Origin of the sequence: Thermomonospora echinospora (assembly GCF_900108175.1) — a bacterium.
GTDB classification, from domain to species: domain Bacteria; phylum Actinomycetota; class Actinomycetes; order Streptosporangiales; family Streptosporangiaceae; genus Thermomonospora; species Thermomonospora echinospora.
Genome location: NZ_FNVO01000034.1, coordinates 1 through 23,007, shown reverse-complemented (window position 1 = coordinate 23,007; position 23,007 = coordinate 1). Strand labels below are relative to the sequence as shown.

The 23,007-nt window shown below is 70.9% G+C and carries 17 protein-coding genes, 1 tRNA gene and 1 pseudogene; 6 read left to right on the top strand and 13 right to left on the bottom strand.

The annotated features are described in order from the left end of the window. Nucleotides 1–5: 5 nt before the first annotated feature. Nucleotides 6–3,914, bottom strand: coding sequence for an ATP-dependent RNA helicase HrpA (hrpA, locus tag C4U03_RS36955; RefSeq protein ID WP_103944456.1), 3,909 nt, complete (start codon nt 3,912–3,914; stop codon nt 6–8). A gap of 236 nt (nt 3,915–4,150) precedes the next feature. On the opposite strand from hrpA, the gene C4U03_RS36950 reads away from it, so the two are divergent. Both C4U03_RS36950 and C4U03_RS36945 read left to right on the top strand, forming a co-directional pair. Next, the gene (locus tag C4U03_RS36950) at nt 4,151–4,630 is read left to right on the top strand and encodes an ester cyclase (protein WP_103944455.1); all 480 of its coding nucleotides are present in this window, start codon (nt 4,151–4,153) and stop codon (nt 4,628–4,630) included. A gap of 10 nt (nt 4,631–4,640) precedes the next feature. Further along, a complete protein-coding gene (locus C4U03_RS36945; RefSeq protein WP_103944454.1) occupies nt 4,641–5,651 on the top strand; it encodes a nitronate monooxygenase in 1,011 nt (336 codons plus the stop codon). A 119-nt stretch (nt 5,652–5,770) separates the two neighbouring features. Here C4U03_RS36945 and C4U03_RS36940 read toward each other — a convergent pair whose 3' ends face one another. The 6 genes from C4U03_RS36940 to C4U03_RS36915 all read right to left on the bottom strand — a co-directional run bounded on the left by C4U03_RS36940 (nt 5,771) and on the right by C4U03_RS36915 (nt 12,587). Continuing rightward, nucleotides 5,771–7,021 carry an ROK family protein gene (locus tag C4U03_RS36940; RefSeq protein WP_200827722.1) on the bottom strand — a complete coding sequence of 417 codons (1,251 nt, stop codon included), beginning with the start codon at nt 7,019–7,021 and terminating at the stop codon, nt 5,771–5,773. Then, a complete protein-coding gene (locus C4U03_RS36935) occupies nt 7,021–7,836 on the bottom strand; it encodes an ATP-binding cassette domain-containing protein (RefSeq protein WP_103944452.1) in 816 nt (271 codons plus the stop codon). The genes C4U03_RS36940 and C4U03_RS36935 overlap by 1 nt, the downstream gene beginning before the upstream one ends. Nucleotides 7,837–7,965: 129 nt before the next feature. After that, nucleotides 7,966–9,249 (bottom strand): sugar ABC transporter permease, encoded by a 1,284-nt coding sequence (locus C4U03_RS36930; protein WP_103944451.1) that lies wholly within the window; start codon nt 9,247–9,249, stop codon nt 7,966–7,968. A gap of 12 nt (nt 9,250–9,261) precedes the next feature. Then, nucleotides 9,262–10,047, bottom strand: coding sequence for an ATP-binding cassette domain-containing protein (locus C4U03_RS36925; RefSeq protein ID WP_103944450.1), 786 nt, complete (start codon nt 10,045–10,047; stop codon nt 9,262–9,264). A gap of 63 nt (nt 10,048–10,110) precedes the next feature. Further along, nucleotides 10,111–11,196 (bottom strand): sugar ABC transporter substrate-binding protein, encoded by a 1,086-nt coding sequence (locus C4U03_RS36920; RefSeq protein ID WP_103944449.1) that lies wholly within the window; start codon nt 11,194–11,196, stop codon nt 10,111–10,113. 359 nt (nt 11,197–11,555) lie between these two features. After that, nucleotides 11,556–12,587, bottom strand: coding sequence for a D-alanyl-D-alanine carboxypeptidase family protein (locus tag C4U03_RS36915; protein ID WP_235018362.1), 1,032 nt, complete (start codon nt 12,585–12,587; stop codon nt 11,556–11,558). Nucleotides 12,588–12,705: 118 nt separating this feature from the next. Between C4U03_RS36915 and C4U03_RS36910 the strand changes: the two genes are divergently transcribed. Further along, a tRNA-Pro gene (locus C4U03_RS36910) sits at nt 12,706–12,779 on the top strand. Nucleotides 12,780–12,859: 80 nt separating this feature from the next. Here the strand turns inward: C4U03_RS36910 and C4U03_RS36905 are convergent. The 6 genes and pseudogenes from C4U03_RS36905 to C4U03_RS36885 all read right to left on the bottom strand — a co-directional run bounded on the left by C4U03_RS36905 (nt 12,860) and on the right by C4U03_RS36885 (nt 21,132). Then, on the bottom strand, nt 12,860–14,053 hold the full coding sequence (locus C4U03_RS36905) for a tyrosine-type recombinase/integrase (RefSeq protein WP_103944484.1): 1,194 nt from the start codon (nt 14,051–14,053) through the stop codon (nt 12,860–12,862). An 11-nt stretch (nt 14,054–14,064) separates the two neighbouring features. After that, nucleotides 14,065–14,307 (bottom strand): helix-turn-helix transcriptional regulator, encoded by a 243-nt coding sequence (locus C4U03_RS36900; RefSeq protein ID WP_103944447.1) that lies wholly within the window; start codon nt 14,305–14,307, stop codon nt 14,065–14,067. An 881-nt stretch (nt 14,308–15,188) separates the two neighbouring features. Beyond that, nucleotides 15,189–15,830 carry a helix-turn-helix domain-containing protein gene (locus C4U03_RS36895; protein WP_103944446.1) on the bottom strand — a complete coding sequence of 214 codons (642 nt, stop codon included), beginning with the start codon at nt 15,828–15,830 and terminating at the stop codon, nt 15,189–15,191. Between the two features lie 992 nt (nt 15,831–16,822). Continuing rightward, nucleotides 16,823–19,567, bottom strand: a complete 2,745-nt coding sequence (locus C4U03_RS36890) for an AAA family ATPase (RefSeq protein WP_235018361.1) — start codon at nt 19,565–19,567, stop codon at nt 16,823–16,825. A gap of 429 nt (nt 19,568–19,996) precedes the next feature. Next, nucleotides 19,997–20,188: pseudogene (locus tag C4U03_RS43100) on the bottom strand (relaxase domain-containing protein); the annotation flags it as partial. Beyond that, nucleotides 20,179–21,132, bottom strand: coding sequence for a relaxase domain-containing protein (locus C4U03_RS36885; RefSeq protein ID WP_160147225.1), 954 nt, complete (start codon nt 21,130–21,132; stop codon nt 20,179–20,181). The gene C4U03_RS36885 and the pseudogene C4U03_RS43100, both read right to left, overlap by 10 nt. 484 nt (nt 21,133–21,616) lie before the next feature. On the opposite strand from C4U03_RS36885, the gene C4U03_RS36880 reads away from it, so the two are divergent. The 3 genes from C4U03_RS36880 to C4U03_RS36870 form a co-directional block, all read left to right on the top strand. After that, nucleotides 21,617–21,844: a hypothetical protein gene (locus tag C4U03_RS36880; protein ID WP_103944443.1), complete on the top strand. Its 228-nt coding sequence runs from the start codon at nt 21,617–21,619 to the stop codon at nt 21,842–21,844. A gap of 47 nt (nt 21,845–21,891) precedes the next feature. Beyond that, complete coding sequence (locus C4U03_RS36875; RefSeq protein WP_103944442.1) at nt 21,892–22,437, top strand: site-specific integrase; 546 nt, start codon at nt 21,892–21,894, stop codon at nt 22,435–22,437. Between the two features lie 384 nt (nt 22,438–22,821). Then, nucleotides 22,822–23,007, top strand: a 186-nt coding sequence (locus C4U03_RS36870) for a hypothetical protein (protein WP_146087641.1), incomplete at its 3' end; no start/stop codon positions are given.

Here is a 23,007-nt window from a genome sequence, read left to right as displayed (position 1 = left end):
CGGGGTCACAGCGGAATCTGCGCGATGGCCTTGAGGATGCGCTTGTCGGAGACCGGGTAGCGGGTGCCCAGCTGCTGGGCGAACAGGCTGACCCGCAGCTCCTCGATCATCCAGCGGATCTGCCGGACCGCCTCCTCGTCGCGGCGGGCCGGCGGCAGCCGGTGGAGCAGGTGCTCGTACTCCTGCCGCATCCGCTCCACCTGCTGCATCAGCAGCCGGTCCCGGCCCGGGTTGTCCGGCAGCTTGTCCAGCCTGACCTGCATCGCCCGCAGGTAGCGCAGCAGGTCCGGCAGGCGCTGCCAGCCGGTGGCGGTGACGAACCCGGGCGCGATGAGCTCGTCGAGCCGGGCCCGCAGATCGGTCAGCGACGGCACCAGGGTGAGGCTGGCGGTGCCGCGCAGCCGCCGGTCGACCTCGTGCGCCGTTCGCAGGATCTTCTCGACATGGCCGACGATGACGGCGGCGGTGTCGGCGAGCTCGGCGCGTACGTGGTCGTGCAGCCCGGTGAAGCCGCCGGCGTCCCAGGCGGGCCCGCCGGCCTCGGCCATCAGCTTGTCGGCGGCGGCGGTGACGCAGTCGTCGAACAGCGCCGCGACCGAGCCATGCGGGTTGTGGCTGAGCGCCAGCTTGCCCTGGTTGGTCAGCCCGTTCTGCAGGAGCTTGACCGGGGACGGCGAGTTCAGCAGCAGCAGCCGGCGGGTGCCCCGCCACATCGCCTGCCGCTGCTCGGCCGGGGTCTCGTACATGCGGACGGCGACGCTGTCGCCCTCGTCGGTCAGCGCCGGATACGCCTTGACCGCGTATCCGGCCTGCCGGCGTTCGAAGATCTGCGGCAGGTCGCCCAGGTCCCAGGTCTTCAGCCCGGCCCGCTCGATGCCGTCCTGCTGCGCGACGGTGGACAGCGTGCCGCGGACCTTGCCCCGCAGCCGCCGCTTGAGGTCGTCCAGGTCCTTGCCCTCGGCGACGGTGCGCCCGCGGCCGTCGACCACCCGGAAGGTCATCTTCAGGTGGGCGGGGACGCGCGCGAGGTCCCAGCTCTCGCGGGCCACGGTGACGCCGGTCATCGCGCGCAGCTCGCGCTCCAGCGCCGCCAGCAGCGGCTCGCTGCGCGGCGACACCCGCGCCAGCACCTTGCGGGCCACGTCCGGGGCGGGCACGAAGTTGACGCGCAGCTGCTTGGGCAGCGACCGGATCAGTTCGGTGACCAGCTCGGCGCGCAGCCCGGGCACCTGCCAGTCGAACCCGTCGGGGCCGACCTGGTTGAGCACCTGCAGCGGGACGTGCACGGTGACGCCGTCGGTGCCCGCGGCGTCCGCGCCCGGCTCGAACAGGTAGGTCAGCCGCAGCCGCAGCGGCCCCTGCCGCCACTCGTCGGGGTAGTCGGCCTCGCTGACCTCGTCCGCGCCGGCGTTGATCAACATCTGCTTGTCGAAGTTCAGCAGATCCGGGGTCGTGCGGCGGGCCTTCTTCCACCAGGCGTCGAAGTGCCGGACCGAGATCGCCTCGGCGGGCAGCCGCTCGTCGTAGAAGTCGAACAGGGTCTGGTCGTCGACCAGGATGTCGCGGCGGCGGGCCCGGTGCTCCAGGTCCTCGATCTCCTCCAGCAGCGCCCTGTTCTCGTGGAAGAACGCGTGGTGGGTCTCCCACTCGCCGTCCACCAGGGCGTGCCGGATGAACAGCTCGCGGGCCAACTCGGGGTCGATGCGGCCGTAGTTGACCCGCCGCTGGGTCACGATCGGCACGCCGTAGAGGGTGACCCGTTCATAGGCCATCGCCGCGCCCTGCTTCTTGGACCAGTGCGGCTCGCTGTAGTTGCGTTTGACCAAGTGCTGGGCCAGCGGCTCGATCCAGTCGGGCTCGATCCTGGCGTTGACGCGGGCCCACAGCCGGGAGGTCTCCACCAGCTCGGCCGACATGATCCAGCGCGGCGGCTTCTTGAACAGGCCCGAGCCGGGGAAGACCGCGAACCGGGCGCCGCGGGCGCCGAGGTAGTCGCGCTTTTCGGGGTCCATCAGGCCGATGTGCGACAACAGACCGGCCAGCAGCGACCGGTGGACGCGCTCGGGCTCGGCGTCGGCGGTGTTGACGGTGACGCCCAGGCCCTTGGCGACCTGCTTGAGCTGGCCGTGCAGGTCCTGCCACTCGCGGATCCGTAGGTAGTGCAGGAACTCGTTCTTGCACATCCGGCGGAACTGGCTGCCTGACAGCTCCTGCTGCCGCTCCCGCAGGTAGTTCCACAGGTTGAGGTAGGCCAGGAAGTCGGAGGCGGGATCGGCGAAGCGGCGGTGCCGCTCGTCGGCGGCCTGCTGCCGGTCGGCCGGCCGCTCGCGCGGATCCTGGATCGACAGCGCGGCGGCGATGACCAGCACCTCGCGCACGCAGCCGTTCTGGTCGGCCTCCAGTACCATGCGCGCCAGCCGCGGGTCGACCGGAAGCTGCGCCAGCTTGCGGCCCAGCGGGGTCATCCGCTTGCGCGGGTCCTTGGCGGCCGGGTCGAACGCGCCCAGCTCGTGCAGTAGGTCGACGCCGTCCTTGATGTTGCGGCGGTCCGGCGGCTCTACGAACGGGAACGCGGCGATGTCGCCCAGGCCCAGGCTGGTCATCTGCAGGATGACCGAGGCCAGGTTGGTGCGCAGGATCTCCGGGTCGGTGAACTCCGGGCGGCTCGCGAAGTCCTCCTCGGAGTACAACCGGATGCAGATGCCCTCCGATACCCGGCCGCAGCGGCCCTTGCGCTGGTTGGCCGACGCCTGCGAGATCGCCTCGATCGGCAGCCGCTGCACCTTCAGGCGGTGGCTGTAGCGGGAGATGCGCGCGGTGCCCGGGTCGATGACGTACTTGATGCCCGGCACCGTCAGCGAGGTCTCGGCGACGTTGGTGGCCAGCACGATCCGGCGGCCGCGGTGCGGCTGGAAGACGCGGTGCTGCTCGGCGGCCGACAGCCGCGCGTACAGCGACAGGATCTCGGTGTCGCGCAGGTTGCGCTTGGCCAGGGCGTCGGCGGTGTCGCGGATCTCCCGCTCGCCGGACAGGAACACCAGGATGTCGCCGGGCCCCTCCAGCATCAGCTCGTCCACCGCGTCCGAGATGGCCTGCACCTGGTCGCGGTCGGGGTCGGCGTCGGGGTCCTCGGGGTCCACGATCGGGCGGTAGCGGACCTCGACCGGGTAGGTGCGGCCGGAGACCTCCACGATGGGCGCCTCGCCGAAGTGCCGGGAGAACCGCTCCGGGTCGATCGTCGCCGAGGTGATGATCACCTTCAGGTCGGGGCGGCGCGGCAGGATCTCCTTGAGGTAGCCCAGCAGGAAGTCGATGTTGAGGCTGCGCTCGTGCGCCTCGTCGATGATGAGCGTGTCGTAGCGGCGCAGCAGCCGGTCGCCCTGGATCTCCGCCAGCAGGATGCCATCGGTCATCAGCTTGACCAGCGTGTCGTCGCTGGAGGTGTCGGTGAAGCGCACCTTGTAGCCGACGGTCTCGCCGAGCGGGGTGCCGACCTCCTCGGCGATGCGGTCGGCGACGGTACGGGCGGCCAGCCGGCGCGGCTGGGTGTGCCCGATGGTGCCGAGCACCCCGCGGCCCAGCTCCAGGCAGATCTTGGGCAGCTGGGTGGTCTTGCCCGAGCCGGTCTCCCCCGCCACGATGACGACCTGGTGGTCGCGGATCGCCGCGGCGATGTCGTCCTTCTTCTGGCTGACCGGCAGCTCGGCCGGGTAATTGATCGACGGCACCGCCGCCCGGCGGCGCGCCACCCTGGCCTCGGCCCGCTCGACGTCGACGGCGATGCGCGCGGTGACCGCAGCCAGCGCCTCCTCGCGCAGGCCCCGCGCCCCGTCGATACGGCGGCGCAGCCGGTGCTGGTCCTCGGGCATCAGCTCGGGCAGACGCTGCCGCAACTCGGCCAGCGGCGATTTCACACGCGTTCCTTCACAGTCGTCGCAGTCGTCGAAGCGGCGGGCACAACCCACAAGACCGTAGTCACCCTACGGACGCAAGGCGATCGATTTTTCGCCCGGCCCCTGCAACAACCCCGTCCGGCGGCTGATTCCCACCGCGGCGGCCCGCCACGGTGACGCATCCTTCACCCCCGGGTCAAGATGATCGTCACCAAATCACCGGCCGAGACGTTACATCGGGTAAAGAGGAGGTTCTCGTGCAGACCACACCGGCGGGGTCGTCCGATCCGCAGAGCCTGCGCGCCCGGCGCGAGGCGGTCGTCCGCGAGCATCTGGAGGCGGAGAACGAGCTGGACTTCGACCGGGCGCTGGACCCGTTCGACCATCCGCGCTACGAACTGGTCGCCACCGGCCAGGTCTTCGACGGCGCCGAGGAGGTGATGGGGTACTACCGCGCCACCCGCGCCGCCTTCCCCGACCAGCGCAACGAGAACGTGGTGCTGCGGCACGCCGACGACGCAGTGATCGTCGAGTTCGACCTCCAGGGCACCCACCTGGGGCCGTACCTGGGCTTCGAGGCGACCGGCAGGCGGTTCACCTGCCGGATGGTCGCGCTGTTCCTGTTCGACGGCGACCGCGTCGTGTGCGAGCGGGTCTACTTCGACCTGGTCACCATCGCCGCACAGCTCGGGCTGCTCGGCCAGGTGGCCCGGCTGGGCGAGCAGGCGCCCGGCTAGGCTCGCCGTCATGAGCGTGCGGGACCTGATGCGCCACCCGATCGTCCAAGCGCCCATGGCGGGCGGGGCGTCGGGCCCGCCGCTGGCGGCCGCGGTGTCGCGGGCGGGCGGCCTGGGCTTCCTGGCGGCCGGCTACAAGAGCGCCGCGCAGGTGCGGGCCGAGATCGAGCGGGTCCGGCGGGAGACCGACGTCTTCGGCGTCAACCTGTTCGTGCCGCAGGACGCCGAGGTGGACGCGGCGGCGCTCCAGGCCTATCGGGAGCGGCTCGCGCCCGAGGCCGCACGGCTGGGGACGGCGACCGGCGAGCCGGCGGGCGGGAACGACGACTGGGACGCCAAGGTCGCCGACCTGCTGGCCGACCCGGTGCCCGTGGTGAGCTTCACCTTCGGCTGCCCGTCCCGGGAGGTCGTCGAGGCGTTCCGCGAACGGGGCTCGCTCGTCGTCGTCACCGTGACCACACCTGAGGAGGCCCGGTCGGTGCCGGCCGCCGACGCCCTGTGCGTGCAGGGCGCGCAGGCCGGCGCGCACCGGGGCTCGTGGGCCAACGCGGACCTGCCCGCCTACGAGGTGCGGGACCTGCTGGCCGCCGTGCGGCAGATCACCGACCTGCCGCTGATCGCCGCGGGCGGGCTGGCCACCGGCGCGGACGTGGCGCAGGTGCTGGCGGCGGGCGCGATCGCCGCCCAGGCCGGCACGGCGTTCCTGCGCACGCCCGAGAGCGGCGCGCCCGCCGCACACAAGGCCGCGCTGACCGACCCGCGTTTCACCGCGACGGCGATGACCCGGGCGTTCAGCGGGCGGCCCGCACGCGGGCTGGTCAACCGGTTCATGACCGAGCACGGCCCGTACGCCCCGGCGGCGTACCCGCACGTCCACAACATGACCACGCCCCTGCGGCGGGCCGCCGCAGGACGGGGCGAGCAGGACGCGATGGCGCTGTGGGCCGGGACGGGCTTCCGGCTGGCCGCCGACCGGCCCGCCGCCGAGGTACTGGAGGCGCTGCTTCCCGAACGCCGGTAGCGTGTCCGGAAGGTGACGCCCCGGGTTCACCGCTTGGCGGATCGGCGGCCACCGACGCCTCGTCGCGCCGGGGCCGGCCCGTGTCAGACGCCGGTGTTCCCATGGGCGGACGCTGTGGCTCAGGCGTTGCTTCCACTGCGGTCGGGCAGCCGGCCGGCGGCCGTGGTGCGCAGCCGCGCCAGCACCTCCAGCGGGTCGTCCAGCACCTCGCTGAACGCCAGCTCGGCCGCGCCGACCAGCGTGGTGTCGTCCCCGAGCTCGGCGGTGCGCAGCTTCACCCGTTCCCGCGGGGCGGCCAGCGTGCTGGTGGCCAGCCGGCTGCGGACCTGTGCGGCCGAGCCCAGATAGATGTCGCGCAGGGTGCCCCCGAAGATCACCATGCCGGGGTTGAACACGTTGACCAGGTTGGCCACGCCCAGCCCCAGCCAGTCCCCCGCCCGGTGCAGCGCATCGCGGGCGGCGGCGTCACCGCGGGCGGCGGCGTCCACCATGGCGCGCACCGCGTCCCGGCCGACCCGCCCGGCGCCGGTGCGCCCGGCGTTGGCCAGCAGCGCGTGCTCGCCGATCTCGGCCTCCAGACAGCCCCGCGAACCGCAGGCGCAGCGCCGCCCGGACGGGTTGACCACCATGTGCCCGACCTCGCCGCCGTACCCGTCCACCCCGTCCAGCAGGCGGCCGCCGACGATGATGCCGCCGCCGATCCCGACGTCCCCGTGCAGGTAGATCAGGTCCGTGCAGCCGGCCCCGATGCCGCGCCGGTGCTCGGCCAGCGCCCCCAGGTTGGCGTCGTTGCCGATGGACACGGTCAGCCCCAGGCCCAGCCGCCGCGACAACGCGTTCCCCAGCGACACATCGATCGCGCCCAGGTTCGGCCCGTAGCGGATCATGCCGTCGGCGCGGCGCACCGTCCCGGAGAACGCCGCCCCGGCGCCCACGCACACCGCGTCGCGGTCGGTCCTGCGCACCAGCTGGCGGGTGAAGGCGGCCAGCGCGCCCACCAATTCGTCCGGGTCGAACGGGACGCGCGGACGCGTCGCCTCCCGCCGCTCCAAGATCACCCCGCCCAGCCCGACCCGGGCCGCCACCAGCCGGTCCACCCCGATGTCGAACGCCAGCACGTACACCCTGGTGGACTCGGGCCGCACCACCAGCGAGGGCCGACCGGCCCGCCGGGGGGTGTCGCGCGGCAGTTCCTCGCGCACCACCCCCGCGGCGGTCAGCTCGCTGGTCAGCGCCATGATGGTGCTGCGGTTGAGGCCCATCCCCTCGGCCAGTTCGGCGCGCGAGGCCGAACCCCGCAGATGGATGTGGCGCAGCAGCGTGCCCAGGTTGTGGCGGCGGACCTCCTCCTGCGACGGGGCGGCGCGCATCATCCCGGTCCGGCTTCGTCGCCCCGGCGGGCCCGACCTACGCCGTTCATCCGGGCGGGCACGCCGGACGGGCCGTCGGCGCCGCGGCCCGAGGTGATCAGCTCCACCACCTGGGCGTGCGTCACGTCCGACGCCCTGACCTGGGCGACCGTGCTGCCGAGGAACATCGCGCAGATCCGGTCGGCCACCGCGAAGACGTCGTTCATGTTGTGCGAGATCAGCACCACGGCCCGGCCCTTGTCGGCCAGCCGCCGCACCACCTCCAGCACCTGCTGGGTCTGCGCGAGGCCCAGCGCGGCGGTCGGCTCGTCGAGCACCACCACCTTGCTGTCCCACAGCATGGCGCGGGCGATGGCCACGCTCTGCCGCTGCCCGCCCGACAGACTGGACACCGGCTGCCGCACCGACTTGATGGTACGCACCGACAGGCCGGTGAGGGTGCGGGCGGCCAGTTCCTCCATGGCCGGCTCGTCCAGCACCAGCCCGCTGCGCCACTCGCGGCCCAGGAACATGTTCTGGACGATGTCGAGGTTCTCGCACAGCGCCAGGTCCTGGTGGACGATCTCGATGCCCAGTTCGGCGGCCTCGCGCGGGCTGTTCACCCGTACCCGGCGGCCCTCAAACAGGTAGTCGCCACTGTCCATGGGCAGGATCCCGCCCAGGCACTTGACCAGCGTGGACTTGCCCGCCCCGTTGTCACCGACGAGCGCGGTGACCTCCCCGGCGTAGGCCGACAGGGCCACGTCGTGCAGCACCTGGACCGGGCCGAAGCTCTTACCGACTCCGCGCAGGTCGAGCACGGGTGTCACGGACATCTCGCAGGGCTCCCCACCTGACGCCTCATCCCAGGAGCTGAGGCGGTCGCCCGCCGCCGCGGTGAGCCTACCAGCCGGGCCCTCCCCGCGGGGGCGGCCCGGCCGTCGGCTCCGTGCGTCCGGCTCACCTCACCGCCCGGCGGCGGCGCGCCTGCGGCGGGCGAGCGCGTCGATGCTCGCGGCGAACAGCAGCACCCCTCCGGTGATGAGCATGTTCAGGTACGCCTGCGCGCCCATCAGCCCGAGGCCGTTGGCGATCACCGAGACCACCAGGCCGCCCAGCACCGCGTCGATGGCCCGGCCCTTGCCGCCAAACAGGCTGGTGCCGCCGATCACCGCGGCCCCGACCGCGTACAGCAGGACGTTGCCGGCACCGGCGTCCGGGGTAACCGAGTTCAGTCGGGAGGCGTCCACCATGCCGGCCACCGCGGCCAGCGTGGAGGCGATCATGAACACCGACATCCGGATGGCGGTCACGTTGATCCCGGCCCGGCGGGCCGCCTCGGCGTTGCCGCCCACCGCGTACACGTGCCGGCCGTAGACGGTACGGCCCAGCACGAAGGTCGCCACGATCACCAGGATCGCCACCACCGGCACGCCCCAGGGGACGCCGTTCAGCACGATCAGCGGGCTGGGCGCGCGGTCCAGGCCCATCAGGAAGGTGCCAAACAGCAACGCCGCGGCGACCACCGCGATCTGCGCCAGCACCAGGCCCAGCGGCCGTCCGGCCAGCCCACGGGCCCGCTGCCGCCGCCAGCGCAGCAACTGGGAGGCCGCGAACCCGGCCGAGCACACCACGGCCAGCGTCCAGCCCAGCCAGATCGGCATGTTGTCGTTGGCCAGCGCCACGATGACGTCGTCGCGCACCGGGACGGTGCCGCCCTCGCCGATCAGCCGCAGCGTGATGCCCTGTAGGCCCAGGAACAGCGCCAGCGTCACCACGAAGGACGGTATTCGCACCACCGCCACCAGCAACCCGATAGCGGCGCCGATCACCAGCCCGGTGACCAGCGCGGCGAGCACGGCGACGTACCAGGGCTGCCCGGTCTCGACCATCAGCTTGGCCATCACCGCGGCGCACACCCCGCTGGTCACCCCGGCCGACAGGTCGATCTCGCCGAGCAGCAGCACGAACACCAGGCCCAGCGCCAGGATCGTCACCGACATGGCCTGCACGAACAGGTTGGCGATGTTGCGCTCGGACAGGAACGTCTCCGGCCGCAGCACGGTGAACAGCAGGATCAGCGCGACCAGCCCGAAGACCGACGGCAGCGCGCCGAGTTCCCCGGCGCGCACCCGCGTCCAGTAGTCGCGGACGGCCGAGGACAGGGTGTGCTCGCGCCGGTCGATCGCGAAGTCGGAGTCAGCCACCTGCACGGCGGCCTCCTTGAGCTCGTGGGAGTGGGTTGACATCAGCAGTCCCGATCACAGGGTGTTCTCGGCGGTCGTCGGGGCCAGACCGAGGTCCCCCGACCGGCCCGCGGTGATGAGCTCGACCACCTGGGTCGAGGTGACGGCGGCGCGCTCGACGTGGGCGGCCACCCGGCCCAGGTACAGGGCGGTGATCCGGTCGGCGACCTGGAACACATCGTTCATGTTGTGTGAGATCAGCACCACCGCGTGGCCCGTGTCGGCCAGCCGCCGCACCAGGTCCAGCACTTGCCGGGTCTGCGCGACGCCGAGCGCGGCGGTCGGCTCGTCCAGGATCACCACCTTGGACTCCCACAGCACCGCCTTGGCGATGGCGACGGTCTGCCGCTGGCCGCCGGACAGGCTCGCCACCATCTGGCGCACCGACTTGACGGTGCGCACCGACAGCCGGGACAGGGTCTGCCTGGCCGACTCCTCCATGGATGCCTCGTCCAGGACGACCCCGCGGGTGCGTTCGCGGCCCAGGAACATGTTCTGCACGATGTCCAGGTTGTCGGCCAGCGCGAGGTCCTGGTAGACGACCTCGATACCGAGCGCGGCGGCCTCCCGGGGACCGCCGATCGCGACCGGGCGGCCCTCGAAGAAGAACTGCCCGGAGTCGACCGGATGGATCCCCGCGATGCACTTGATGAGCGTGGACTTGCCGGCGCCGTTGTCGCCGACCAGTGCGGTCACCTGCCCGGGGTACACGGCGAAGTCCACGTCGTGCAGGACCTTCACCGCGCCGAAGCTCTTGTTCACCCCGGTCAGCTGAAGTACCGGGGTCGCCTTGTCAGCCACTGTGCTCCTCTCGGACGAGCCGAGGGGCGCCCGCGCCTTGTGAGCGCGGGCGCCCCGGGCCGGTCACTGAATGCCGGCTTCCTTGCACTTGTCGGCGTAGTCGCCCGCGCAGAGCTCTTCCTGCTTCACGAAGCCGTCGTCGACGACCTGCTTGACGTTGTCCTTGAAGATCCCGATCGGGGTGAGCAGCACCGAGGGGACGTCACGGTTGCCCTCGGTGTCCTTGGTGGTGCCGTTGGTCTCGGCCTTCTCGCCCTTGAGCAGCGAGATCGCCAGCTTGGCGGCGGCGTCGGCCTGCTGCTTGATCGGCTTGTAGACGGTCATGCACTGGGTGCCGTCCAGCACGTTCTGCAGGCCCTGCAGGGTGGCGTCCTGGCCGGTCACCGGGACCTTGCCGGCCACCTTGTTCTTCTTGAGGATGGACACCGCGGCGTTGCCGAGCCCGTCGTTGGCGGCCAGCACGCCGTCGATCTTGCCGTTCTGCTGGGTCCACATCTGCTCGAAAATGGTGGCGCCGCGCTGGTTGTCCCAGCCGGGCACGGCCTGCTCGGCGACCTTCTTGTAGCCGGACACCTTGTCGAGCACCGAGTGGGCGCCCTGGGCGAACAGGGTGGCGTTGTTGTCGGTGGGCGCGCCGTTCAGGTAGACGATGTTGGCGTCCTTGTCACCCAGGCACTTCTGCAGGCCCTTGCCGAGCTCCTCACCGACCTTCACGTTGTCGAAGGAGACGTAGTAGTCCGACACGCCGCCCAGGGTCAGCCGGTCGTAGTCGATGGTCTTGACGCCCTGCTGCTGGGCCTTGCGGGTCACCGCGGCGGCCGAGTTGGAGTCGATGCCGTCGATCAGCAGCACGGTCACCCCGCTGGTGATCATCTGGTCGGCGATGGTCTGGAACCGCTGGGCGGACCCCTCGGCGTTCTGGATGTCGTACTGCACGCCGGCGGCCTTGAACGCCTCCGCCAGGTAGGGCCGGTCGAAGCTCTCGTAGCGGGCCGAGGACTTGGTGTCGGGCAGGATCACGCCGACCTTGCCCTTGACGGCGCCGACCTGGCCGCCCTCGGCGTCATCGCCGGAGTCGTCCCCGCAGGCGGTGAGGGTGAGGGCCGCCACCACGGAGATCGCGGCGACGCTGAGGATGCCCTTGCGCATCTGCACGGGTCCTTTCTGGAAGGCGACCACGGGGTGGTGGCCGCAGGGGTGGTTCCCGGACGTGTTCGCAACGCGCGTCGCACGGTGGGCCGGGTCGCGGACCACCGGTCGAAATGTTGTGCCCCGCAACATATGTCGTCGCGACCAGCATCGCCAGGGGGTACGAGCCCCGGGTTTGTTGCGAGCAATAACAATCGGGCAACAGCGACGGAACACACCCGCAGGTCGCGGTTGGCCCCGGCCGGCCAGCCCCCGCCCTTGTCCTCGTCCGTGTCCTCGGCGAGGATCGCGCGGCGCCCGCGATGCCGACGACGCCCGCGTCGCCCACAGCCTCCGGAGGTCGCCGGAGGCGCCGGAGATCAGCCCCCGCCCGCCCGGAACACCTGTCCGGTCAGCTCGGTCAACCGGGTCGCGGCCATCCGGAACGAGCCGCCCGCCGGATGCAGGGTCAGCACCACCACGATCCGGCGGTCGCCCTCCCCCACCGTCCCGGTGGTGTGCAGCACCGGACGCCCCAGCCCCAGATCGGGCGCCGCCGCCGCTCCCGGCGCCGCCACCGCTCCCGGCCCGGCGGCAGAGACCGGCTCGGGCCTCAGCCCAGGCTCCGGTGCCGCCATCGCTCCAGGCTCCGCACCCGCCATCGGCCGCAGCCGCAGCCCGTTCGCCGTCGCCCCGCCGCAGGGCTCGTCCGGCACCGTCCCGAATCCGGACCACCCCTGCTTGACCGCCCACGGCCGTGGCAGCGCCCGAGGGATCCCGAAGTACTGGTCGAACCCGTCCTTGCCGCACCGGGTCGCCCTGCGCAACTCCCCCAGCACAAACCGCCGGGTCCTCTCAGGCGCCTTCTCCAGCAGATAGCGGTACGTCTTCACCACGTCGTACGCGCTGATCGCGGTGTACCCCCAGTACCCCGGCCGCGACGCCGGCGGCGGCGCCGTGTCGGCCAGCCGGAGCCGCCGCACCATCCGCGTGACGATCGCCCCGCGCCCCCCACGGTTCCACAAGGCCGTCGCCGCCCCGTCGTCACTGGACCGCAGCATCCCCCGCAACAGCGCCAGATCCCCGGCCGGCACCGCCCGCCCACCACTACGTTCCAGATGATCCAGCGCGATCAGGATCTTCACCACCGAGGCCGACCGCACCGTGCCGTGCGCGTTGTGCTGCGCCGTCACCTTCCCGGTCTCCCGGTCGAACACCATGTAGCCGGCCCGCACCCCCTTGGGCACCCGCGGCACCACCCGCCGCCCCACCGTCCGCGAAGGCTCCGGCCTCGTCGTCCCCGCCTTCGCCACTCCCCCCGGCCCGGCGTGCGGCTCCCCCTTCTCCGTACACCCGCACATGCCCATCCCGAGCACCGCCACCGACAAGGCCACCAGCCCGCGCAACGTCAAGGAAGGCACCCGCCATGCCTACCAGCCCCCACCCACCCCGGCCACCCATGTGCCGCGATCTAGGTACGCACCAACCCTCCGACTGCGCTAAGGTAGTCACGCCTGCTGCGGCAGGCACCGGGATGTGGCGCAGCTTGGTAGCGCACTTGACTGGGGGTCAAGGGGTCGTGGGTTCAAATCCCGCCATCCCGACGGTGAGCAAGGCCCGTTGAACGAGGCGAAAAGCCTGGTCAACGGGCCTTCGCTTTGGGTGTTCGAGTCAGACCGAGCGGCTAGACGACCTTGAGCCGGGGACCACTTGGGGACCTACGGACGCTGAGGTGGTCGCTCAGGGCCTTGCCGGCGGCGGTGATCGAGCGGACATCCGGATGCAGGTAGCGCTGAGTGGTGGTCAGCGAGCCGTGTCCGGCAATCTTTCGGAGGACGTGCACCGGAATCCCGGCATCGGCCATCCACGTCAGACCGGTGTGCCGCAGGTCATGACGGCGCAGATGCTCGTACCCGAGCCGGGTGACGACCTCGTCCCAGTGGGTGGCGTCCCGCAGGATCGCCGTGGTGATGCGGCCACCGCGTGGGCCGGTGAACAGGCGCGCGTCAGGATCGTCGCCAGCGGCGTCGAGACGGCGGATGACCAGGTCGCGGATTTCCTCGATCAGTGGGATGGTGCGGGCGCGCTTGCCCTTGGTGCCCTTGTCGACCAGGCCGCCGGGGCTGGGGGTGGTCTGCCGTCGGACCGTCCACATCCAGTTGTCGCGGTCGATGTCGCGGGTCCGGACACCGGACACCTCGCCGATGCGGGCGGCGGTGCTGGCGGAGAACAGGACCACATCACCCCAGCCCGGGTAGCGGTCGGCGGATCGCTCCACGAGAGCGTCAGCGAGGGTGACGAGCGCTTCCCAGTCCGATAGGGCCAGGGAGCGGGGGTCGTCCAGTTCGTCTTCGGCTTGTTTGTAGTGGCGCTGCCAGCCGGTGATGCGGGCCGGGTTGCGGTCGATGATGCCGTCGCGCACCGCCTGTTCCATGACCCGCACCAGGACCGCCAGGCTGTTCTTGACCGTGGAGCGTCCGCACTCATCGGCGATCCAGGCGTGAACGGTCCGGTCAACGGCTCCGTTCGTGATCATCCGGACGGGAAGATGCCCCAGCGCTGGAACGACGCGTTTGCGCCAGCCCGCCAGGTAGGGATCCAGGGTCTTGCTTTCCAGGCCACGAAGGGCCAGGGGCATCACGGTCTCGCCGTAGGCCGCGAGGGCCATCGTGGCGGTCATGGGGTCGATGCCCGCTTGGGCGGCCCGTTGCAGGGTGTCGATCCAGGCTTGCGCCGCCTCGATGGTTTCCACCGCTTCGGATTTGGAGCGCCGTCGCTTCGTGCCCGGGTCGGTCCAGCGCACCCGGGCGCGGTAGGGAAGCCGGCGGTCCGGCCGGTGTTCGATGTCGACCGACAGCGATACACCGATGGGGGGCATCTCCTGATAGGTCACGTATCAGCCTCTCTGGGGTCAATGCGGCGGTTGGCCAGCCAGCGCTCGACATCGAGCACGCTGTAGCGGGTGACCGCTCCGGACATCCGCACGAAGGGGGGTCCTTGGACGGGGTTCGAAGTTCGCCAGCGCCGAAGGGTGGACGGGTCGACTCCAATTATTTCAGCGAGTTGTTCAGTCGTGTACCAGCCGCCGAGCAGCAGCTCAGCAGAGGCGTGATTTTCGTCAGCGGTGGTCATGCTGTCATCTCCTGCGGTTCACGGTGGTCAAGCAGCGACGGTTGAAGCATCGAGCACGGCTTAGCTATGAGCCGTAGCCGGCTTGGCGTCGTCGGCGAGCTTGGTCGGCGGCGGTGTCAGCCAGGAGGGCGTCTCCCGCGTTGAGCCATCCACTGTTGGCATGGGTAAACCAGCCCACGGCGAAGGCGGTTTACTTCTGACGCTCACCGAGGGCGCGGTTTTCGCCGTTTTGAGTTTGGCGATAGGTGATGCGGGCTTCACGGAGTGCGACCAAGATGGCCGAGTAGCGGTGGGCTTTAGTGCTGAAGAGGCCGTCGCAGCTGAGGGTTTGCGTCCATCAGTGCAGGTCCGTACAGCTGGGAAGGTCGTGGGGTTTTCAGCGGGCGGCGACGGGGTTTTTGGTGTGGTTGCCGTGATGATTCGCATACAGGGTGGCCGTTCCAGGAGTGGCTCGGTGGAAGGTGAGGCCAGTAATCGCGGTGGCTTGGTAGCGCATTGCTTGAAGAGACAACGATCTCAGTTTCAGTGAGTCCCCTCTCTCAGGGAAATGACGCGTATGACATTCTGTTTTTCTAGGCGATGCCCTATCCGCCGAGTCGCTTGGGATGGGGTTTGGTGGATTACGCGACACAGGAGGGGGCGTACTCGTCGTTCTCGATCACGCCCGGAAGAGCTTGTGTGTCATGGATGTGTTGGCGATCGAGGCGGTCATGGAGCCTCCGGAACCTGTGGCAGTCGAGGCGTTCGCTCAGCGGCGAATGCAGGCCCACCTCCGTAGGCTCGCAACCCGATGACGTGGAGGATCTGGAGGCGTTCTCCAACCAGCGACTGGAGTACGGTGCCTCATCTTCTGCGCACTGTTCTGGAGGGTGGTGGCGCACTTATTGGTTCGGTGGGGCGTTCTCCGCTGAGGCGTCATCGCTCAGCTCTCGCAGGGCCTGGCCAACATCGCCATGTGCGAAGGCGCGGCGGACTTCCTGGTCGTCCTGGACTCGTGCTACTGCCCGCATCAAGTCATTCAGCGTCACGGCCGCAGCGTGAACTGGGTCTTCACCTGATGGTGAGTCGCGGTGGCCTCCGTGCTGGCTGATGGTGACCTGCGGCTGGGTGGACCTACGTCCCGATTCGCGGATCGCCACGGAGGCAGCCGCCAGGCCGTCCGCCAGTTCCGCCCGCTGCTCTGACGTCAGGTCGAGGTTCTCGCTGGTCTCGACCAAGAGTTGGAGGACTGCACGCAGCCGGCTCCAGGAGTCGGTGGCGGCGTAGGCGCTGTCTCTGGCTACGGCGAGCGCGTTGCCACCGGCGGCTCGGGCGCTGGCTGCTGCGGGAGTGTGCGGGTCTTGGGCGCGGCGGAGGGTGTCGAGGACCGCCTGCCAGGAGTAGCGGAGGTCCTTGCCCGTCCGCAGCGCGGGGAGTTGTCCTGCGGCGGCCATACGGCGGATGGTCTTTTGTGACAGTCCCAGCCTGAGCGAGAGCTCTTTGGTGGTCAGGATGTCGGGGTGCCGATCCGCTTCACTACTCATGGCGTTCCTTGGGCGATCTCTGCTGGGACGCCCTCACGTTAGCTGAGGGCAGATGCCCCCCTGCGATCTCTTCGCAGGCCAAGGCGGAGGAGGTGAGGCCGATCACCACACGTTCCGCGCCATCGGGGCATCGGGTCACCCGTCCTCCGTGTGGTGAGGGTGGAGAGCTTTCTGTCTGGTGACCTCATGCCATACCCCCACAGTTCGGGCAGGCCATCCGCGTGGGGTGCTGGGGTGGAGCCGTAGCAGGTTTGGAACAGTGGGCCAGCTCGGGTGGACGGCCGTCTGTTGTGATGCATGGCTCTCCCTTCTGCTGGCTCCGGGGGCCTTGTCGGCAGGGCCTCCACAAGCCGCTTGACGCGCGGACGCGCCTGAGGCTGAAGGCGTTGCGAGGAGCTTGTGGTGCAGCAGCTCGTGCAGGGCTACGCCTTCAGCGACACCGGCCCGAGTCCATGACACCGACGATGCAACTTAAGGATCTTCGGACCGTATCTTCCTTCAAAGGGTCGCATAAGGGTCAAGATGGTTCAAGAGGTGTCATAGTTCTGGGTGCGTCCCGTCCGATCGTGCACATGGCGACGTCACCCGGACGCGGACAGCGCTCCAGCAGGCCGGGTCGTGCTTGGAGGGAAGTTCCGGCCGGCGTCACCGAGGGAGCCAAGGATCAGGCAGAGCGACACCTGGGACCTGAGATCGAGGAACAAGCCCAGGGTCGGTTGCGCGGCTGGTGGCGGCAGGCCGCTCGGGTGGTGATGGCGCTGCTGTCTCTGCGAGGCTGAAGAGTTCCGGCGGACGCCGGGATCGGTTGTCTCGGCTGTCCATCGTGTCGGCCAGTGGGTCCTGCAGTTGCGGGACCGCCTGGTGGCTGAGCAGGCGCGGATCGGGTCGCCTCTTGTCCGGGCCGTCCGCCCTGCCCTGAATCCGGGCACGGGGCGTCATCGCGGAGGGTGAAGCAGGGCAGCCGGGGCCGGCTGCGGTGCGTCCGCGCCGGGCTAGCGGCTGGATCCGCGTCCGTGGTCGTATCTGGGGCCGGGTGGCCGGGAGGCCTCGTACTGGCGGTCCTGCTCGTGCGCGGCGGCGCGGCCGGCCTGGTGGGCGGTGCGGCCGGTGGTCTGTCGGCGGTGGTGCTGGGTGCGCTGCGTGCGCTCCTGGTCGGCGTGGTCGGTGGGCATCTGTCGGCGAAGGTTCTGTTCGGTGGTGATGGCCGCGAGCTGGCGGTGGGCTTCGTCGGCGTCGACGGCCTGGTGGGGTGTGTCGATGCCGGCGAGGTGGGCGGCGTAGGCGCGGCCCAGGGTGGTCTGGGCCGCGCGTTTGGGGGCAGTGCGCAGGTCAGCGCGGATCGCGAGGGCCAAGTACTCGTCCCACCGCCGGGTCAGGGCGGCCAGGTCGGCGGTGGCCGCGCCGTGGTGCCAGCGGCCGCTCTCCTGGTCGGCGCCGCTCTCTTGGCCGGCGCCGGGCAGGTGGAGGGCGGGGGCCTGGCGGTAGGCGTCGGCGGCCTGACGGGCGAGTCGGTCGGTGCGCTGCTGGGCGGTGGTCTGCCGGTCGCAGGCGGCCTGCCAGGCATCGTGGGCGTCCTGCAGTTGCTGCTGGGCCTGGGCGCGGGATATGCTGGCCATGCGCAGGGCTAGGCGGCCGTGCTGGGTGAGTTCGCGGGCAGCGGTCACCTGCCGGGTGGCGTCGGCGATGTCCGCCCCCGCCTGGTCGGCCTCTTCTCGTGCCTGGGTGAGCTGGGCCTCAATGTCGGCGGCCTGGGCGAGGGCTTGGCGGCGTTCAGCCAGGACGGTGGCGGCGGGGCCTTTGCCGCGGCGAGCCGCCGCGGTCTCTGCTGCGGTGCGGGCCTCGATGCGCTGGAAGCGATCGAGCTGGGCGCGGTAGGCGGTGGCCAGGCGGTCCAGGTACTTGTCGGTGTAGGTGCCATACGGCCGTTTGCGCCAGTGCGGCACCGCAGAGGGCTGAATACTCTCACGCCCGGCCCCAGCAGCCTGGGCGGCCGGAGCGGCTTCGGTGGCTGGGGTGCCAGTGGGAGGTGCAGGAACGGTGCCGAGTTCGGTGAGCGCGAGCCGGTCGGCGCGGTCGCCGGTCAGGGTGCGGGCGTAGGCGCCGATCGCGCGGGCCAGTTCGTCGACGGGGCTGTGCGGGGCGCCGTGGCGGGCCCGGTCGGTGTCGGTTTCGAGCAGGTCACGTGGCAGGTACAGGTGCGCCTGCTTCCGGTTGCGGCTCATGGCGGGGTAGACGGTGTGCGGGCCCAGGCCCGGCCCGTACACGAAGGTGATGTCGCTGGTTAGTCCTTGGGCTGAGGCCACGGTCATCGCCGTGCCGTATGACAGGTCGCCGGCGGCGATGCGGGCGGCGGGGATGGTGGCGGTCTCTACCCCGGGCCCGTCTTCGGTTTGGCTTCGCCGCTGCACCACCGGGTCGCGGCCGTTGAACCCGGTGACGATGCCGCGGTAGCCGTTGAGGACGTCGACGGCGTCGGCCGGGGCGTCCTTGTGCCGGGTCCGGTAGTCGTTGCGGCGGACGCGGACATAGTCCCCCACGGCCAGGGCGAGGGTGCCGCCGGTGGCGAGCTGGTAGCTGTGGTCAGGGCCTGTGATCTCCCCACGTTTACGGCGGGTCAGGCGCGCGCCCTGGTTGAGCAGGTCGACGTCGGCGTTGGTGCCGGTCAGCATCAGCAACCGGTCCAGCTCCTCATGGACGTCCCGTTCGCCGCTGGTACGGGCCAGGTGGTCGCGGGCCGACTCCCAGTCAGTCAGCATCCGCGCCAAGGTGTCCTCGCGCCTGCCTCCGGCGTGCACGCGGCCGGCGACGGCCCAGGTACGCAGGGCACCGTGTCGGTCCCCGGCCCGCCACAGCTGCAAAGCGCGGCGTTCCAGCGGTTCGCGCTGGCGGCGGTTCTCGGTCAGCAGCGGGCCTGCGACCTGCCGGTGGATTTCAGCCAACGTCCCCCTGACACCAATGGCCTTCATCTGCAGCGGGTCGCCGATCAGCACGGCCTTGGTGCCGGTGCGCTGGGCGGCGGACAGGACATCAGCGAGTTGCCGATCATCGGCCATCGCGGCCTCATCGATGACCAGGACGTCGACGCCGTCCAGGCCGGGGGCATCCGGATCCTCCAGCGCCCGCTGCACGGATGCGATCGTCGATGAGGGGATGCCGGTTTCGGCCTGCAAGGCCTGGGCGGCGACCGCTGCGGCGGCGGCGCCGCGCACGACCATCCCGGCCGCCTCCCACGCCGCCCGGGCGGCCGCCATCAGCGTCGTCTTGCCCGCCCCGGTCACGCCGACCACCGCGTCGACACCATGCCCGGCGCCGGTCAGCCGCTGGATGACCTCGCGCTGCTCCCGGCTCAGCTCGAAGCCGGCGGCGGCCTCGAATGTCTCGATCGCCAGCTCGGCGGCCTGGGCATCGACCACGGCCAGACCCTCGTCCTCGCGGCCGGGCCGCTGATAACCGTCCCGGGCGGCGGCGAGGATCTGCTGTTCGGCGGCGATGATGTCGCGGGTGGTGTAACGCTCAGGGTGGGTCCTGTAGGCCGGGCCCTGTCGTTCCAGCCGCACCGCTGGACCTTCCCCGGCCACCACCGCGTCGGCCAGTTCCTCGGCGGCGGCCGCCGATGTGATGCCGGCGGGCAGCTCGTCCAGGACGGCGGCCAGTAGCTTCGGCCGAGTGACGACCTTGGCGTGGGCGGTAAGGCCGTGTTCGGGATCGAACACCGCGGCGGCGATCCGTTCCGCCACCTCCCCCGCGGGCCGCCCCGCCCATTCCGCAGACCGCTCCACCCGTTCCGCAGACCGTTCCGCCCGTTCCGTGGTCCGTTCCGCCCGTTCCGTGGTCCGTTCCGCTGGCTGTTCCGCGTTCCGCCGGGACGGAGGAGAGGGCGGAACAGTCCGCGGAGGGCGAGGCGGAAGGTCCGGTCCTACTGGCCCGTCCGGTCCGCCGATTCCGGTACCACCGTCCGGCCCACCGCCGCGGCGGGCCGCTGCCACGACCGTGTCTGGATCGGCTCCGGACTCCACCGTCTGCCTGCGCCAGGATTCCCTTAGGTCAGCCTCCAGTGTTCCGGTGGCCACCGGGGCATGGACCAAGCTCGCCGGTGCGAGCGGAGCGGTGTCCTTGCCTTCCCGGCACATCGCGGACGCCGCCTTGATCTGGGCGGTGGTGGCCCGATCCGGATCGATGCCCAACCGGACCAGCATTCCGCTGGTCTGGCCGGACCGCTTGGAGAACACCTCCCGCAAGCGGGCGGGAACACCGGCCAGCTCCCACACCCGGCTCCCGGGCACCCGTTCCCACCGGAACCCCAGGGCGGTGGTCTTGGCGCGGAAGCGGGCTTGGGCCAGCGCCCCGACTACCTCCACATGCCGGTAGAACTCCCAGCCGCCGTTGCCAGCGTGCTCCACCGGCCGTCCGCACCGCAGACCATGTGCGCGATAACCGCATGCGCGTGCAGGTGCGGATCCGGAGTCTGCCCCGCCACAGGGCGGGCGACGTCGTGCCACATGACCCAGCCCAGTAGACCGCTGGTGGGGATACGGCGGGCGGTACGGCCGTCGCCGTGCTTGCCGCGCATCACGTAGCCGCACCACCGCTCGACCTCGGCCAGCGTCTCGGTCACCGCCTCACGGAAGGCGTTTTGCAGCAGCGCTGCCGCCTGCGGATCGGCCAGCGCCCACCACACGCTCGGCGTCTTCGGAATGTCGATCGTCAGGTCGAACCCGCGGTCCCCGACCCGCACCGTCTCGGCGCGGTGCGCCCGCGCCACCGTCAGCTCCCTGGCCTCGTAGACGGCACCCAGATCGACGCCGAGCGCGCCGGCCAGGCGCTCCAGGTCCTTGACGGCCACCCGGTGCGTTTCGCCCTCGCGGGCCACCATCCGCGTCATCTGCGCGAGCCGTGCCCGGCCCCACCGCGACGCCGCCACCTCGGTAGCCGGCACCCCCCGCGCGGCCGCCAACTCCTCCACGGCGGCGAGGAACGGAGCAGCGGGCAGCTTGCCACGGGGATGTGCCGCCCGCTTCGGCTCTACCAGCCGCTCGCCGGTCTGGGGATGAACGCCGTCCATCAACGCCCGCGCCTTGGCCTTGTCGGCCTCACCCGCCAGCGCCGCGCCGGCGGTGATGCCGACCTCGGCGAGCCCACCGCCGAACCACGTCAGCCGGTCGGCCTCATCCATCCGGTACCCGGCCTGAGCCTCAGCCTCGGCGGCGTGCCCATGCTCCCGGGACAGCCCGCAGCCAGCGGAGGCTTCCAGGCGGTAGTCGACCTGCGCGATGGCCGGGCCGATCGCTGTCACCCACGCCACCGCCACATCACCCCCGCCGTGTCCCACCGGCCGCTCAGGCCTTTGCGTCCCGACAGGGATACGTGGGTCCAAAGCGTTGATCATGCACGTGAAAATTAGGATGCATGATCACTTATTGCCCTGTCTAGGCCCAACTGTCTTAGACATGTCGTGATGTCTTATTTAGCCGGATGGCGACATCCTCAGTGAGGGCGCTCGGCTCGGGCTGCCACCACAGGGCCGGGGAGGACCCTGAGTACTGGGAAGCGGGGGTGGTTTCCGTGAGCGGGTGGAACTGTCGGTACCGGGTCGTAGCCCGCGGGGTGTCATAGCGGAAGGCCGCGCCGCTGGGAGGCGTTGGCATGTCCCGTGATGATGGGTCCGCCCGGTCGGACCGGTCGGCTGCGTCGGCCGTTCGGGGAGCGGTGGTACTGACCGGCTGCGGCGTTGCAGGCGGCGCCGCTGGGGTGAGTGCGCCAGCCGGGCCGGGCCGGTCGAGGTGTTGATGTGGCGGCCGGCGGTGCCGGGGCCGGAGACCGTGGTGTCGGCGCGGGTGACCGAGCGCATCTTAGCTTCGATCCCTGACGACACCCGCCGTGCCTACATGCGTTCGTGGAACGATTTCACCGCCTGGTGCGCGCGGGTGGGGCGGACCGCGCTGCCGGCCACCACTGAGACGGTGGCCGAGTTCATGTCGGTCCGCGCCGACGGCGGGAAGGCGCCTCCTATCTGACCAGCAAGTTGGCCGCGATCCGCGTCGTCCATCGAACGAGCGGGGCCATGCCACCCGACCCCGGCGCCGCTTTGGCGGTGATCAAGAGCTACTGGCGGGAGCGCGCGACCGCCGGGCTGCCCGACGCACGCCGGGCGCCCGTGCTGGCGGTCGATCAGTTGCGGACGCTGGTGGCCGCCTGTGCCCTCCCGCCCGAACCGCTCGCCCCGGTCGATGTCGGCTTGGGCGATCTGCTTGGTGCGGCCGCGCCGCCACCGGTCCCGGTGCCACGGCCGCAGGCGCTGGTGGTCTGTGACCAGTTCCTGCTGGTGCTGGGCTGGGCGATGATGGCGCGGCGCGGTGAACTGGCCGCGCTGAATTTGCCGGACGTGGTCGAGGTCGCCCAAGGCCTGGAGGTGGCGGTGCGGCAGTCGAAGGTCGACCAACACGCGGTCGGCCGCATCGCCGCCATTCCGTACGGCGGCGGGGCCAGTCACGAGACGGTCCGCCGGACGATCCTGGGCCTGTCCGTGCCCAGCCGCTGGGAGACCGCCGAGGCCGTCCTCCTGGCCCTGTGCGAACTCGCCGGGGTGAATCCCGACGAGAGCCGCTGAGACGCCCCGTCCCCCTCCTACCGCGAGGCGTTCATGGAGGCCTGGAACGATGCCCTCGACGCCGACCCGTCCTCCCCGGCACCGCAGCCCGCCAACAACCCCTGGGTCACCAGGAACGGAGACTTCTCCGATGATCCACCCTTCTGACCCCGCCCGCCTCGGCAGCAACGGGGCACTGCCACGCGGACCCAGACCCTCCACTCTGGGTGCCGTCAGGCGTGTCACCGCCAGCAAGCGAGAGCAGCCGTTGCCAGCGGGTGTGACACAGAAGCGAAATCACCTGTCGCATAGCCTCGTCAGAGGCAGCGTCCGCCCGGCTCGGGGTCCGCCGGGCCGGGGGTGATCCGGCAGCATCATGTACCACGTCGGCTCTAGGAGGTCCTGGTGGCGTCCGTTCCCCCTTATCCCGGCCGGAACGGCCGGCCTGGCCTACCGCGCGTCGCGGCCGCCGTCGAGCACTTCCTCGACTCCATCCAGGACCCGGCGACCCGCGCCGACTACGCCCAGACCCTCGCACACCTGATCGACCTCTTCCCCGCCTGGTTCCCCGTCGTTGGCCTGGACTGCGAG

Bases quoted from the DNA above. Each gene is read 5' to 3' on its own strand.
- C4U03_RS36945 (WP_103944454.1), top strand. From the start codon at position 4,641: ATGAGCGTGCGGGACCTGATGCGCCACCCGATCGTCCAAGCGCCCATG.
- C4U03_RS36940 (WP_200827722.1), bottom strand. From the start codon at position 7,021: ATGCGCGCCGCCCCGTCGCAGGAGGAGGTCCGCCGCCACAACCTGGGC.
- C4U03_RS36935 (WP_103944452.1), bottom strand. From the start codon at position 7,836: ATGTCCGTGACACCCGTGCTCGACCTGCGCGGAGTCGGTAAGAGCTTC.
- C4U03_RS36930 (WP_103944451.1), bottom strand. From the start codon at position 9,249: ATGTCAACCCACTCCCACGAGCTCAAGGAGGCCGCCGTGCAGGTGGCT.
- C4U03_RS36920 (WP_103944449.1), bottom strand. From the start codon at position 11,196: ATGCGCAAGGGCATCCTCAGCGTCGCCGCGATCTCCGTGGTGGCGGCC.
- C4U03_RS36905 (WP_103944484.1), bottom strand. From the start codon at position 14,053: ATGCCCCCCATCGGTGTATCGCTGTCGGTCGACATCGAACACCGGCCG.
- C4U03_RS36900 (WP_103944447.1), bottom strand. From the start codon at position 14,307: ATGACCACCGCTGACGAAAATCACGCCTCTGCTGAGCTGCTGCTCGGC.
- C4U03_RS36895 (WP_103944446.1), bottom strand. From the start codon at position 15,830: ATGAGTAGTGAAGCGGATCGGCACCCCGACATCCTGACCACCAAAGAG.
- C4U03_RS36880 (WP_103944443.1), top strand. From the start codon at position 21,617: ATGTGGCGGCCGGCGGTGCCGGGGCCGGAGACCGTGGTGTCGGCGCGG.
- C4U03_RS36875 (WP_103944442.1), top strand. From the start codon at position 21,892: ATGCCACCCGACCCCGGCGCCGCTTTGGCGGTGATCAAGAGCTACTGG.